Source organism: Flavicella sp. IMCC45668 (assembly GCF_057219105.1).
The window spans coordinates 2,758,334-2,773,680 of the sequence record NZ_CM170114.1; the positions used below are offsets into that span (position 1 = coordinate 2,758,334).

Annotated in this window: 4 protein-coding genes; all 4 read left to right on the forward strand. The window is 35.6% G+C overall.

The window, feature by feature from the left end; all coding sequences use genetic code 11:
* Positions 1 to 8 precede the first annotated feature (8 nt).
* The 4 genes from AC2DZ0_RS11390 to AC2DZ0_RS11405 all read left to right on the forward strand — a co-directional run bounded on the left by AC2DZ0_RS11390 (position 9) and on the right by AC2DZ0_RS11405 (position 15,189).
* A complete protein-coding gene (locus tag AC2DZ0_RS11390; protein WP_484490184.1) occupies positions 9 to 1,904 on the forward strand; it encodes an amidophosphoribosyltransferase in 1,896 nt (631 codons plus the stop codon).
* A 175-nt stretch (positions 1,905 to 2,079) separates the two neighbouring features.
* Complete coding sequence (locus tag AC2DZ0_RS11395; protein WP_484641865.1) at positions 2,080 to 5,619, forward strand: DUF8202 domain-containing protein; 3,540 nt, start codon at positions 2,080 to 2,082, stop codon at positions 5,617 to 5,619.
* A 114-nt stretch (positions 5,620 to 5,733) separates the two neighbouring features.
* Entirely contained in the window at positions 5,734 to 9,870 is a 4,137-nt protein-coding gene (locus AC2DZ0_RS11400) for a LamG-like jellyroll fold domain-containing protein (RefSeq protein ID WP_484641867.1), read from the forward strand.
* A gap of 57 nt (positions 9,871 to 9,927) precedes the next feature.
* A complete protein-coding gene (locus tag AC2DZ0_RS11405) occupies positions 9,928 to 15,189 on the forward strand; it encodes a Calx-beta domain-containing protein (RefSeq protein WP_484641868.1) in 5,262 nt (1,753 codons plus the stop codon).
* The last annotated feature ends 158 nt before the right edge of the window (positions 15,190 to 15,347 follow it).

Below are 15,347 nucleotides of genomic sequence, written 5' to 3' on the forward strand. Positions count from 1 at the left end.
ATTATATTATGAGTGATGCTATTAAACATGAATGTGGAATCGCAATGGTTCGTTTGTTAAAACCTCTTGAGTTTTACAAAGAAAAATATGGATCTGCATTTTACGGAATTAACAAGATGTACTTGTTAATGGAGAAGCAACACAACCGTGGACAAGATGGTGCTGGTTTTGCAAGTTTAAAATTTAATGCGAGTCCGGGTACTCGTTATATCAGTAGGGTGAGATCTAATCAATCACAACCTATTCAAGATATTTTTGGTCAAATTAATGATCGTTTGAATCAAGGTTTAGTTGAAAACCCAGATAAGGTAGATGATGTTGCTTGGCAAGAAGAAAATTTACCATACATCGGTAACTTGTTTTTAGGACATGTACGTTATGGTACTTCTGGTGGAAATAGTATTGAAAATGTGCATCCATTTTTACGTCAAAGTAACTGGAGACATAAAAATTTAATTGTTGCGGGTAACTTCAACATGACTAATTCTTCTCAGTTGTTAGAAGAATTGATAGAATTAGGACAGCATCCAAAAGAAAATACTGATACGGTTACCGTAATGGAAAAGATTGGACACTTCCTAGATAACGAAGTGGAAAGCTTATACCAAGACATGAAAGGTGGGGTAAGTAAAAAAGATGCTTCTCCTTTAATTGCAGAAAGAGTTGATATTCAAAGAATATTAAAAAGAGCAACTAAAAGTTTTGATGGTGGTTATGCAATGGCCGGTTTATTAGGACATGGAGATGCTTTTGTAATGAGAGATCCTGCAGGAATTAGACCTACATTTTATTATCAAGATGATGAAGTTTTAGTTGTCGCATCTGAGCGTCCAGTGATTCAAACGGTATTTAATGTGCCATTAGAGTCAGTAAAGGAATTGGATAGAGGGCATGCGATTATTGCTAAGAAATCAGGTAAAATTACAGTAGCTCCTATATTAGAGCAATTACCAAAAAAATCATGTTCTTTTGAGCGCATTTATTTCTCTAGAGGAAGTGATGCTGATATTTATACTGAGCGTAAAAATTTAGGGAAAATTGTTTTTCCAGAGATCTTGAAAAAGATTGATAATAATATTTCGAATACTGTTTTTTCTTACATTCCAAATACAGCGGAAACTTCTTTTTATGGGATGAGAGAGGCTGCAGAAGATTTTTTAAACCAACAGAAGTTGTCTAAAATTTTAAAGGGGAAAAGAGAAATTTCACCTGAAAAATTGAATGAAATTTTATCAGAAAGACCTCGTGTTGAAAAAATAGCTGTAAAAGATGTAAAGCTTAGAACATTTATTGCAGATGATAATAGTCGTGATGATCTTGTTGAGCATGTTTATGACATTACTTATGGTGTGGTTAAGAAGAATGATAACCTTGTTATTATTGATGATAGTATCGTAAGAGGAACAACGTTAAAAAAGAGTATTATTAAAATTTTAGATAGGTTAAACCCTAAGAAAATTGTGATAGTTTCTTCAGCTCCACAAATTAGATATCCTGATTGTTATGGAATTGATATGGCAAAAATTGGTGACTTTATTGCTTTTAGAGCGGCGTTAGAGTTATTAAAAGATACAGATCAATATCATATCGTAACGGACGTATATAAAAAATGTATGAAGCAACGCGTTAAGGAGGATGCAGGTATAGAAAATTTTGTAAAAGAAATTTATGCTCCTTTTACTGCAGTGCAAATTTCTGATAAGATTGCTGAAATGTTAAAAACATCTTCTGTAAAAGCAGATGTAGAGGTGATTTTCCAAACAATTGAAGGTCTGCATGAAGCTTGTCCTGATCATACAGGAGATTGGTATTTTAGTGGTGATTATCCAACCAATGGTGGAAAAAGAGTTGTAAATGAGGCTTTTATTAATTTCTATGAAGGAAAAAATAAAAGAGCATATTAAAAAAAACAAATAGTAAATAACAAACCTCTTATGATTTCATAAGAGGTTTTTTTGTAAATATATGTTAAGTACTTAACGTATTGTTGTTTGATGTGTTAACTATTGTTTAGGGATGAGGTGTATTTTGTAAGTTTTGTGTTCTGATTACTACTTTTATAATTGCTAAGTAGTTGTGATGAAGAAATTTACATACATATCGGTGATTTTTTGTTTGGTTTTTATAAACCAACAATATGGGCAAACAATTCTTATTGATGAGGATTTTTCAGGAGGGTTACCTTCAGGATGGTCCAATATTGATAATGGTAGTAGTCCCGCGGGTGATGTATGGAGTTTTGATGATCCAGGGAATAGAAATATTTCCGCTGGAAATTTTAACGGAAATTACGCCATTCTAGATAGTGATCATTACGGTAGAAATAATTCTCAAAATGCTACCTTAGAAACTTCTAGTTTTAATACTTCAAATTTTGATGCAGTTACCTTAGTGTATGATTATCAGTATCGTGATTACAGATCACCGGAATCATGTACTGTTGAGGTGTATAATGGTTCTGTATGGACAACTGTTGCAAATTATACAACAAATTCTGGTGACAATTTTAATGGGGCTTCAAATGTAGTTATAGATATCACAACGGAGGTCGGAAATAGTTCAAATGCAAAGATTAGATTTACTTATACAGGAGATTGGGACTGGTGGTGGGCTTTGGATAATATTCAAGTAACTGGAACTTCAGCACCAAATACTACGTCAGGATATTTAGGACCTGGGGGGGTAGGGAATACTGATGGTGTCTCAAATTTGTCAGCTTGGTATTTACCAACGATGCTAAGAGCGAGTGGTGATATTTCTCCTAATGATGGGAATACAATTGCTACGTGGTTGGATAATTCAGGGAATGGTAAAACAATATCAAATTCAGGTTCAGCTACCTATGAAGCAGATGCTTCCAGTTTGGTGAATGGAAACCCAGTTTTAAATGCTGTGGCATTAGATCGGGATTTTGTGACTTCTAGCGCTGTAGAAGCTCAAACGTTGATTGCAGTAAATATACCTAGTCAAAGAACTAATTTTAGTGGTTTGATTGGGTTTGAGGGGGATAAAGGTATTAGAAGACCAAGTGCAACTGATAATGTATGGCAATATGCTGGAGGAGGCGATGGTGTAAATAATGATACATGGTCTGGTACTTCAGGAGGTTCTTATGTAAATGGATCCACAAATAATGGGGGGACTCATAATAATTCTCTTCATATTATTCAGCAAGACAGACCAACTTCTTACACAAATAATTTGTATGTGGGTGGCTATTATGCTGGAAGAAGTTTTACAGGTGAAATAGCTGAGATAATTGCTTTTGACGAAACTTTAAATTTGGCGGAAAGAATTATCGTTCAAAATTATTTGGCTGCAAAATATGGAATTTCACTTGTAGCAAACGATTTTTATACACAAGATGATAGTGCGAATGGTGATTTTGATTATCATGTTGCTGGAATAGGAAAAGCTTCAGATAACAGTCAGCACACAGATTCTCAGGGAACAGGTATCGTGAGGATTAATACTCCATCATCACTTAGTTCCAATAGTTTTTTGTTTTGGGGAGAAGATCAGATAAATGCTACTTATGAGTTTTTAGAAGCTTCAGTTGCAACCAATTATTTGTCCCGTTTGAATACAAATTGGCGTGTTTCTAAAAGTGGATCCGTTGGTACGGTTGCTTTTTCTGTCAATGCTTCGGATATAGTCTTTAACGCATCAGATGGATGTAATAATCCTAAATTAATAGTGAGTAATTCTTCTGATTTTTCAAATAAAACCAGCTATGATTTATCTTTGATGGGTGGTGTTTATACGGCTTCTGATGTGGTTTTTAACGATGGAGATTATTTTACACTAGAATATCATGATTTAATTGTAGTTGATGGGGTGCAATTTTACAATGGGTCAGGTGCTAGTGGTGTTCCTGATATAACAGATGATTGTTACAAGTTATTAGTGAAAAGCTCAGCAACTGGGGATTTAACAATTAGTGAAAATGCAGATGTAAGAGAGGTTGAAATTGAGTCTGGAGGGAAATTAGTAGTTTCAACAGGAACAAGATTGCAGGTAGCAGAGGGGATTGACAATAGTGGAGAAATCAGATTGATGGGTACTTCTCAGTTGCTACAAATTCATTCAGGAACAACAAAAAATTCAGGTAACTCGGGGGGTTTATATGTAGATCAACAAGGGACAAACGCGAGTAAATATCGATATAATTACTGGTCGTCTCCTGTAGTTCCAGTTGGAAATTCTAAATATAGTGTTGGAGCTGTCTTAAAAGATGGGTCAACTCCGACCTCTAAGGATACACAGCCGTCTTCAGTTAATTTTACTAATGGATACGATGGAGATGCAACTACAAGTCCAATTACGATATCTAGCTATTGGATTTATCAGTTTAATGCAAGTTGGGCTCAATTAGGGGTTAATGGAGAAATTGATCCAGGTCTAGGGTATTCCATGAAGGGCCCTGGGGCAATTCAGAGGTACACTTTTGTTGGGGTGCCAAATGATGGAGAATACAAAATTAATGTTACTAAAGATAATTCTACTTTAGTTGGAAATCCTTACCCATCAGCCATAGATGCAGATGCTTTTCTTGCGCTAAATAATGAGACTAATGGAGTTATTGATGGTAGTATTTATTTCTGGGAGCATAATGGAGAGGTTTCCATTAATGGGAATGAAGGACATTATAAGTCTAATTACCAAGGTGGCTATGCGATTCGGAATAAAGGAGGTGGTGTTGCTGCGGTTGCCCCACCAGGAGTCAACGGAATAGGGAATGGTTCTGGAGTTAAACCAGGTCAATATATAGCAGTCGGTCAAGGTTTCTTTGTAAATGCCTTGAAGGATGGAGAGGTTGTTTTTAATAATTCCATGCGTGCATTTAAAGAAGAGGGTTCTGAGTCTGTATTCTTTAAAAATGGAAAAAAGAAAAAAAATCAAACGGATGAGAAGGATCATAGATTGCCATCAGTGAGATTAGGTTTTGATCAAGAGAATGAAGATGGGGTTTTGTTAAGACGTCAGTTGTTGGCTGTTTTTAAAGAAGGACTTACAGAAGATTATGATAATGGTTATGATAGTAGTTTGTATGATACGCAGAAAAATGACGCCTATTGGGTAACGAATGACACAGATAAATATGTGATTACTGGTAGAAGTGAATTTTCTGTAGATAAAGAACTAGCAATAGAAGTGTCAATGGATAAACAGGCTGTTGTATCGTTTGAAGTGTTAGAAAAGTATGCGATCAATCATAAAGTTTATTTACATGATAAGGTGAACGATATATATTATGGTTTGAATGGAAACAAAATTTCTTTGTTGCTAGAGAAAGGGGTACACTCTAATAGATTTTATTTGACTTTTAAAGAAGATTCTACGCTTGATATTGATGATGAAATAACTTTAAAAGATAGATTACTAGTGTATGTTAATAATTCCGAAGAACAATTGGTAATCAACAGTAATAGTTCTGTTGAATTGTTACAGATGAAAATATTTGATGTTTATGGAAATCTACATTATTCAGTGGTTGAATTTGAAAATGGAACTACAGAACACAATATTAATATACAAAGTTTACAACCAGGTGTTCATATTGTTCAACTTGAAACGAGCGCAGGTGTTATTTCAAAAAAAATATTGATAATTAGATAAAAGACTTCTGTTCTTAGTCTTATATATACTTCTTTTTTAACATTCGTTTATAATTTTATCTCTTTTTGTAAGAATTCTGGTAAAATTGCTACATTTAAATTATCCACATAAATAATGAAAAATATTTTTTACAAAATAGCATGTATGGTTGTTTTCTCAATAACAACTGTTTTTTCGCAAGGTTCAGAGAGTTCTTTGGATTTTGATGGGGCTGTTAATTATGTGGATTTAGGAAGTACTGGAATTGCATTAGGGACTAATTTTACTTTAGAAACTTGGATTTATCCTGTAGATCAAGGAAATTCTTCTTGGAACGGTTTTATAGGAAATCAAGCAGGTGCTACATCAAATAGGGCTCCTGGAATGTGGGTTCTTAATAATTCAAGGGTACATTTCGGGTTCGGTAATGGTTCCTCTTGGCAATCAGGAAATACAGATTCTAATACCCTTACTCTTGATCAATGGAATCATGTTGCAATGACTTATCAAGGTTCTGAGATAAAAATCTATGTTAATGGGGTATTAGTAACAACCAAAACGGGTGTTTCTGGTTCACCTATTGATCCTGTACGTTGGATTGGTCGTGTGGATAATTATTTTAGAGGGAAAATTGATGAGGTTCGGATTTGGTCTACAACAAGGTCAGAGACAGAATTGAAAACCTATATGTGTCAAAAATTAACGGGTTCTGAAACAGGCTTAGAAGGATATTGGAAATTTAATGATAATTCAGGTACCACCGCAACGGATGAAACTTCTAATAATGTTGATGGAACTTTAACGAATATGGATTCGGCTTCTGATTGGGTTATTTCTGGAGCACCAATAGGTGACGCCTCTAGTTTTTTGTATACAGGGAGTTGGTCTGGTGAACAGTTAGTTTTAAGTTCGGTAAATAAAGGAGATATTGAAATTAATACAATATCTGGTACACCTGATGGAGTGCATATTTATAGAGTAGATGAAACTCCAAATTTTGTTTCGGGGATTTCCAATAGTTTAGGGGGCAATGATATCTACTATGGAGTGTTTCTTGCGGGGGATGCTTCAGCAACCTATACTACGGTTTATGATTATGGTCTATATGCTGTTGCAGCGGCAGCTGAACCGAATGTAGAAATGTATAATAGAACTGATAATACATCAACTTCATGGAGTTTATTATCATCAACGCTCAATGTTAGTAATAATACCCTAACTGAAACTGGAAATACTGGAGTCAATCAAGAATTTTTACTTGGAGGAACCGAATCATCTGATGTTATTGGATATTTGGGGCCAGGAGGTGTAGGAAATACAGATGGTAGTACAGCACTTGAGTTATGGTTACGTGGAGATTCTAACGTAACAAGTGATGGAAGTGATGTAGTGACGGCATGGTTGGATGAAAGTGGAAACGGAAATGACGTTTCCTTGATCGGCGGAGATCCTACTTATACGGCTGCGATTAATGGTAATGGGGTAATTTCTTTAGATGGAAATGATTATTTTCAAAGTGCTGTAACTAGTAATACAGGAACAACGGCATCTGCTTTTTTTACGGGTAAGATTACGGGTTATAGTGCTACATGGGCAGGTATATTATCTGGCTCAAAGAGTGGGGTATTAGATTGGAATACTACCGATCATGTGGTGTTCTTAAATAGAAATGATGGAACTGATGATATTGAATCTCATAGGAATGGAGTGATGTCTGTTGTAACTAATGGATTAGCCGGAGATGATGTTAAAATTATGAATTCTGAATATGATGGTGTGGAAAATACGATTCGATTGGATGGTGTTGCAGGAACGAGTGTTTCCTCTACAGAATCTTTTAATTTTGATCTCATAGGTATAGGGAAAAGAATTACAGAAAATAAATATACGATAGGGGATTACGGTGAGGTTATTTATTTTTCAAAAAACATCAATTTGGCACAAAAAATTATTATTGAAAATTATCTACAAGCAAAATTCGATGGAACGTTATCATTAAATGATTTTTATGATGAAGATAATTCAGCAAATGGAGATTTCGATTATGATGTGGCAGGTATCGGTCAGGCGACAGATGGTTCTAATCATACCGATTCTCAAGGAACGGGTATTGTAAGGATAAACAACCCTAGAGGATTGGCAAACGATGAATATCTATTTTGGGGAAGAAATAATAAGTTAGACATAGCCTTTGAAACAGATGAAAGCGTTTATTTGGAGCGTTTAAATACAACATTTAGAGCTAGTAGAAGAAATAATCCAGGAAGAATAGATGTAACATTTGATCTTTCAGGAGTGGATCTTTCAGGGTTGCCATCTTGTGAGAATATCGAATTAATAATTGATGATAATAGTGATTTCTCAAGTCCTTGGAGAACATATTCTCTTACTGGTATTGGAGGAGGACTTTATAGAATAGAGGATATCAATATTAGAAATAACTATTATTTTACACTACAATACAAAGAGAAAATTGTGGTTGATGCAACGCAGTTTTATAATGGTTCAGGTGCAGGTAATGTTCCGGATACCACAGATGATTGTTATAAGTTGTTAGTTAAAAATTCTGCAGATGGTAGTCCGACTCTTACAGAAAATGCCGACGTAAGGGAAGTTGAGGTAGAAAGTGGTGGTAAGCTGGTAGTGAATTCTGGCATTAGATTACAAGTGACTGATGGAATTGAAAACAATGGAGATATTCGAATGATTGGTACTTCTCAATTGGTTCAAACCCATACAGGTCTTGGTGCTAATTCGGGGGTAGGAAGTTTGTACATGGATCAGCAAGGAACAAATTCGAGTAAATATCGATATAATTATTGGTCGTCACCTGTTTCTTCTGGAAGTGGAACATATACCGTTGGGGCAGTTATGAAAGATGGTACTACAGTAACTTCGGCAAGTTCAGCTCCACCTTCAATTAATTTTTCTTCTGGTTATGATGGTGATCATACTACAAGTCCAATTACAGTTCCTAATTATTGGTTGTATAAGTTTAATAATAGTTGGAGCCATGCCGGCAGTAGTGGAACTTTAAATGTAGGAGAAGGTTATACGATGAAAGGTCCTGGAGCGATTCAAAATTATACTTTTGTAGGGTCACCTAATGATGGTGAGTATAGTTTTGCAGTGTCAAATGGTGATGTTTTTCTCTTAGGAAACCCGTATCCATCGGCATTAGATGCAGATGCCTTTATTACTTATAATAGCATTACAAATCCATATATTGATGGTAGTATCTATTTCTGGGAACATAATGGAGAGGTCTCCGCTGAGGGAAATGAAGGTCACTATAAATCCAATTATCAAGGAGGGTATGCAGTTAGGAATATTGGAGGCGGTGTTGCAGCAGTTGCTCCATCAGGTATAGGTGGTTTGGGCAGTAGTTCGGGTGATGTACCGGGGCAATACATTGCAGTGGGGCAAGGTTTTTTCGTAAACGCAAATGAATCTGGTGTACCCGGTTCGGCGACAGTGGTAATGAATAATTCGATGAGAGCTTTTCAGGTAGAGGATGGTAGTAACTCTGTTTTTTTTAAAGGAAAAGCATCTAAGAAATCTTCAGAAACAAACATTTTACCATCTTTTAGGTTAGGTTTTGAGCAAACCAACGATATTGGAATTCCACTTACCCGTCAATTATTGGCTGTGTTTAAAGAAGGCTTATCTACTGAGTATGATAATGGTTATGATAGTGGTATCTACGATATTCACTCAAAAGATGCTTATTGGAAATTTTCTGAACCAGAAGAGACCAAAGGGGCTTACGTGATTGCTGGATTAGATACATATAATGTTGCTGTAGAGATACCTTTAGAGGTTACTATGAATGCTCAAGGTATTGTGTCTTTTGTTGAATTGGAGAAAACGAGAGTTTCGGATAGAGCGTACCTGTATGATAAGTTATTGGATATCTATTATGGCTTGACTAATGAGGTTTCTATAGTTTTAGATGCCGGTACCTATAGTGATCGATTTTATGTTACCTTTAAAGAAGATAATTCATTGAGTGTTGGTGATGTGGTAACATCAGAATCAGTTTTGATCTATCAGAATTCAGAAGGTGATTTGCATATAAAAACTGACAATAATTTATCTATTTCGAGGCTTAAATTATATAATTCAGTAGGGGAATTATTGTTAAATTATTTACCTGAAAGGATCGATACTTCAGATCATGTTTTACCTGTAGGAGGGGTTATACCGGGTGTTTATATTATTCAAATAGAAACCAATAAAGGTATAGTATCCAAGAAAGTATTACTTGAATAAAATACAATAAATATTTTATTTGGTTTATTCTAAGTAAATTTGCACTTTAGACTAACGATGAATTATTTACCCCATAAAATATTTATTTTTCTTTTTTTGTTGTCATTAAAAGGATTTACCCAAACTGGACCTGGTGGAGTGGGGAGTTCTAGTTCAAACGTTTTATGGTTGAAGTCAGAGGATTTATCTTCTCTTTCGGATGGTGATAATATTTCTTCTTGGTCGGATGTTTCTGGAAATGGAAATGATGTAAGTCAGCCAAATTCCAGTTTTACACCTGTTTATAAAACAGGAATTATAAATGGGTTTCCAGTAGTGCGCTTTGAGAAGGCAAATGGGAGGTTGAGAAGGACGAGTTTCGCTGATTTTCCAACTTCTGCAATAACAGCTATTTATGTAAATAAAAACTCCGAAAGTAATGATGGAGTTCTTTCTTATGCTTCATCTGCAAGTAATAATAACTTTTTGCTTTTCGCAAGTAATAACCTTAGATTATATCGAAATACAGAAGTTGTTTCAGGGATTAGTTTTAATGATAATAATTGGCATATAACCAATGCTAGTTGGCAAAATTCAGGAGGAGCTGCTGAGATTTGGAAGGATGGATCTAAGGATTATACAGGTACCATAGCTTCAGGGTCAAATATTACTTCAGGTGGTTCGTTGGCAATAGCTGGGGAGCAAGATTTGGTGGATGGGAGTTATGATGCGTCACAGGCTCATTTTGGGGATTTTGCTGAGGTTTTGATATTTAATAATTATTTGAATGAAGCTCAGCAAATAATTGTGAGTAATTATTTAGCTGCAAAATATGCCTTATCTATTTCTAACGATTATTATTCTTACGAATCTCAATATGGACATGATTTGGCAGGTATTGGTAGAGAAAATATTTCAAATATGCATACGAATGCTACGTCAGATGGTATTTTAAATATTTCAAATGCAAGTGGCTTGAACCTTGATAATGAATATTTGATGTTCGGTCATGATAATGGAGGCGTAACCTGGACTACAGTAGAAGCACCAGATAGTGGTGTTGATATTCAGCGTTTGACCAGAGAATGGAGATTGGATGAAACGGGAGACGTTGGAACTATAGAATTTTCTGTGGATGCATCAAACATACCAACTCTACCAGGAGGACATACTTTATACGCATTAATGGTGGATGCTGATGGAGATTTTAGTTCTGGAGCAAGTGTATATGAAATGAGTTTGGTTTCGGGAGAAACATACAGCACGTCAGGGATAGAATTCAATGATGGAGACTATGTGTCCATTGCTGCTGTTAACCCTGTAATTCAGCATAGTTCAGTGTCTTCCTCGGGGGGTGAAAATATTGATCCATCTATTGAAGTACTTTTAAATTTTATTCCACTTACAGATAAAACTGTTGAATTTTCTACTTCCAATGGTACTGCTATCGCTTCCGGAGATTATATTTCAAGTACTAATGTTGAGCTTACAATTACCGCCGGTACTACAAGTGTAAATTATAGTATTGATGTGGTTGATGATATGGATGCTGAGGGAACTGAAACTATTATTTCGACCTTGAGTAATCCAATAGCAGGATTGAGTTTAGGAGCGAATTCAGTACACACTTACAGTGTTTTAGATAATGATATTGCAAGAAAAGTGTATTTTAATATAGCATCTGATTCGGGGGATGAATCGATGACAACGGTTACAGTTAATTTGACTTTAAATGAAGCTGATATGTCTAATCTTACGACTGTAGATTATTCGGCAACAGGAGGAACAGCAATTGCTTCTGGCGAAGATTATTCATTGGGTTCTGGTACGGCAACTTTTGCTATTGGAACAACAACAACATCTTTTGATATTACAATAAATGATGATACTCTTAACGAAATAGATGAAACTATCTTGATAGAGTTGTCTAACCCTACAAACGCTAACTTGGATAATATTTTGCCATATGCTGGAACGGGGTTTACAAGTTATACCTATACGATAAATGATAATGATAATAATCCTGAGATCGGATTTACAAGTTCTTTTTCATCTGGATTGGAATCGGTTACTTCCGTGAATTTTGAAGTGGGGTTAGATTTTGTGTCTGGCTTGGATGTTTCTGCAACTTACACGTTTTCAGGTAGCTCAACTAGTGGTACGGACTATTTATTGGATGCGGGAACCGTTACAGTTTTGGCAGGAGAAACTACGGCAAATATTATAGCTACAATTGTTGATGATGCTGAAGTGGAGTTTAGTGAAACGGTTGTCCTAACACTTACAGGTGCTTCCAGTGCTGATCTTGGAACAAATACAGTTTATACTTATACCATTTCAGATGATGATTCATTTGGATATACGGGTCCTGGTGGTGTTGGGGATAGCAGTACAAATATTCTTTGGTTAGACGCGAATGAAATATCTGCTTATTCTGATGATGATGATTTATTATCTTGGCCCGATGTGTCCGGTAATTCTAATACGTTTAGTGAATCAAGTACTTTTTCTCCAATTTATAAAACATCAATTGTAAACGGTTATCCCACAGCTAGATTTAATAAATCTAACAATAGGATTCGGAATGCTAGTTTTTCTGGGTTTGCTGATGTAGCAGCAACCGCAATTTTTGTAAATGTGAATAACGGAGAGTCTGGGGATGCGCAATTTTCTTATGCCAGTTCAAGTGCAGACAATGATTTTTTACTTTTTAATAGTAATTCCTTGAGTTTATACATAGGAGGTCCAGAAATAAATACAGGTGTAAGTGCTAATGATAATAATTGGCATATTATTAACACAAGTTGGCAAAGTTCAGATGGAACTGTGTCTATTTGGAAGGACGGAATAGAGTCTTTTACAGGAACTCATGCTACCGGTACATCAATCACAGATGGTGGAAGTTTGTCTCTTGGTGGCGAGCAGGATTCTGTTGATGGAGGCTATGTGGATAGTCAGGCACATACAGGTGATCATCCAGAGTTGATCCTCTACAATGTGTTTTTAAATGATGCTCAGCAGATTATCGTTTCGAACTATTTGTCAGCTAAATATAATATTGCCATTTCAAACGATATTTATGATCAAGATGATTCAGGTAATGGGGATTTCGATCATAATGTAGCTGGTATTGGTAGGGCTGCTGATGGATCGTTTCATGTTGATTCTAGAGGAAATGGAATCATACGAATGTACAATCCAAATTCAGTTGATGTAAATGATTATCTATTTTGGGGGAGAAATAACACTTCAGATTATTCATTCGCTGATAATGCTACGTACCAATCAAGAATTAGTTCTAACTGGAGAGTAACCAAGCAGAACGATATAGGTACGGTAACGGTTGAGGTTGATCTTACAGGTATTGATATCAGCTCTAAACCGGCATGCTCAGATATCCGATTTGTTGTAGATAATGATAGTGATATGTTATCGCCAACCATATATACATTGACAAATACAACAGGCGATTTGTATCAAGCCTCTGATGTGTCTTTTGCCGATGGTGATTATTTTACCATTGAATATGTAGATAAAATAGTTGTAGATGGTATGCAGTTTTATAATGGAACCGGAGTTGATAATGTTCCTAGTGAAAGCGATGATTGTTATAAGTTGTTAGTTAAAAATACAGCAACCGGAAGTTTACCGCTGTCTGAAAATGCTCATGTAAGTGAGGTAGAGGTAGAGTCTGGTGGTGTTCTTACGGTTGCCTCAGGGGTAAGTCTACAAGTTACAGATGCTATAGAAAATGATGGTGAAATTCGAATGATGGGAACTTCTCAGTTAATTCAAACACATTCAGGTGTAGATGCAAATTCGGGTTCAGGGATTTATTATATCGATCAACAAGGAAATAATAATAGTAAGTTTAGGTTTAATTATTGGTCTTCACCGGTTTCAAGTTCAGCATCGGCCTATTCTGTTAGTGAGGTTGTGAAGGACGGTAGCTCTCCTACATCAGCTACCTCAACACCGCCTGATATTACTTTTACATCTGATAATAATGGTGATAATACTACCACGCCAATTACAATCTCTAGGAACTGGATATATAAATACGATAACACTTGGAGCCAAATAGGGGAGTCAGGAAGTTTAAAAATAGGAGAAGGGTATACGATGAAAGGGCCAGGTGCTATTCAAAATTATACCTTTGTTGGAGAGGTTAATAATGGTGATTACGAAATTGATGTGGAAAATGGAGATGTGTTCTTGTTAGGGAATCCCTACCCGTCGGCTTTGGATGCGGATGCCTTTATTACCTATAATAATATTACAAATTCTTATATTGATGGTAGTATCTATTTTTGGGAACATAACGGAGAGACCTCAGTTGAAGGAGATGAAGGGCATTATAAATCCAACTATCAAGGTGGATATGCTGTGAGAAACATTGGTGGAGGTGTTGCCGCTGTTGCTCCAACAGGAGTTGAAGGTTTAGGAACAAGTTCAGGAGATGTGCCGGGGCAATATATTCCGGTAGGTCAAGGATTTTTTGTAAACGCAAATGAGTCAGGAGTCCCTGCTATGGCGAAAATTACTTTTAATAATAGCATGAGAGCGCATCAAATAGAGGATGGAAGCAATTCTATCTTTTTCAAAGGAATTCCTTCTAAAGGTTCAAAAGTTCAGAATAAATTACAATCGTTTAGGTTAGGTTTTGAGCAAACGAATGAGAATGGTGTTGCTTTGACGAGACAATTGCTAGCGGTTTTTAAAGAAGGGCTGTCCACCGAATATGATAATGGTTATGATAGTGGGATTTACGATATCCATGAAAAAGATGCCTACTGGAAATTTTCTGAAGAAGGTGAGACAGATGGAACCTATGTTATTGCTGGCTTAAATAGTTTTGTTAAGGATGTGAGATTACCATTAGAAGTTGTTGTTGATTCAGAAGGTGTGCTTTCTTTTGTGGAGATTGAAAAAGCTGGAATTCTAGAACAAGCATTTTTGTTTGACGATTTATTGAGTGTTTACTATAGCTTGGAGAGTCAAGTTTCTTTGGTTTTAACGGAGGGAACTTATACGAATCGTTTCTATGTAACATTTAGTCAAGAGGAAGCATTATCTATTGAAAATGTTGATGTAGATGAAAGCTTTGTTATATTTCATGATCCAAATAAAAATGAGTTATTAATTCATTCAAACAAGGAAATTAATATTTCGGAGATGTTTATTTACGACTTATTTGGTGTGAAAGTACTTGATGTTGCGGTGAAAAGTTCTTCGATGTATAGTCAAAAGGTAAATGTTAAAGAGTTGCAGACTGGAGTGTATATAGTCAGAATTTCAACCAATAAAGGTATAGTATCCAAGAAAGTATTGATTAAATAATTATTTTTATTGAAGAGAATCGAAAAAGGCCGTCATTTTTGACGGCCTTTTTTTGTGCAATTATTTAAGATTTTTAAACAATGGAAAAGATGTAAGAAATTCTGTTTGTTGTTTTTTTAATTACTCGTTGGTTCTAAAATAGTTGTAATCAATTTGAA